Origin of the sequence: Aneurinibacillus danicus, assembly GCF_007991215.1 — a bacterium.
Taxonomy (GTDB): domain Bacteria; phylum Bacillota; class Bacilli; order Aneurinibacillales; family Aneurinibacillaceae; genus Aneurinibacillus; species Aneurinibacillus danicus.
Map to the genome: position 1 here is coordinate 1 of NZ_BJXX01000009.1, position 872 is coordinate 872.

The window sequence follows — 872 nt, forward strand, 5'->3', positions numbered from 1 at the left end:
GGCGTTCCTCTTTTCTTTCTTGCATCTTGTACCACCAATGCGTAAGATAAATAGCAGTGTGAAAAATTTTGAAACAAACAGGTGATTGATACAATGCGTCTACGTAAAAAACCCGGCGTACGGGAAGCGATGGCTACCTATCCGAAGCTGGTCCCGCTTAACGGTGAAGAATACAGGGGCAGATGGCGGGAATTCTTTGGCAACGATAATCCGATTCATGTGGAGCTTGGCACCGGTAAAGGCAACTTCATTACGACGCTTGCGGAGCAAAATCCGCATATTAACTATTTCGGCGTCGAGCTCTACGAAGAAGTGCTGATTAAAGCCGTCAAAAAAGCTGAAGCCAAGGAGCTTACCAATATTGCGTTCCTCTGGATTAACATTCGCGACATCGAAAATTACTTCGCTCCCGAAGAAGTGGACAGGATCTATCTCAATTTCAGCGATCCGTGGCCTAAAAAGCGCCATGCCAAACGCCGTCTAACTCATAGCGAATTTCTCGCTAAATACAAAAAGATATTAAATTCAAACGGATTTATTCAACTGAAAACCGACAATGAAGGGTTGTTTGAATTCAGCTTGAACGAGTTTGCACAGGAGTTATTCCTGCTGAAAGACATCACATTCGACCTGCATAACAGCGAATACGTCGAAGGGAATGTCATGACTGAATACGAAGCCAAATTCGTTAGTCAGGGCATGAAAATCTACCGCTGTATTGCTGCGCATCCGGCACAGTTGGCCGCGAAATTTACAGAGTAAAGTGTTTGTCCGTAATTCTGAAAGTTCCTTTCCGCGCATATACTGTACAAGCATAGAAAAACCACTATGGCGTCTCAGCCGCAATCCTGACATGAAGATCATGGGAAGGG

General features: G+C 44.7%; 1 protein-coding gene. It reads left to right on the forward strand.

Features of this window, described 5'->3' with window-relative positions:
• Positions 1 to 93: 93 nt before the first annotated feature.
• A complete protein-coding gene (gene trmB, locus ADA01nite_RS00385; protein WP_146807913.1) occupies positions 94 to 762 on the forward strand; it encodes a tRNA (guanosine(46)-N7)-methyltransferase TrmB in 669 nt (222 codons plus the stop codon).
• Positions 763 to 872 lie beyond the last annotated feature (110 nt).

Bases quoted from the DNA above. Each gene is read 5' to 3' on its own strand.
- trmB (WP_146807913.1), top strand. From the start codon at position 94: ATGCGTCTACGTAAAAAACCCGGCGTACGGGAAGCGATGGCTACCTAT.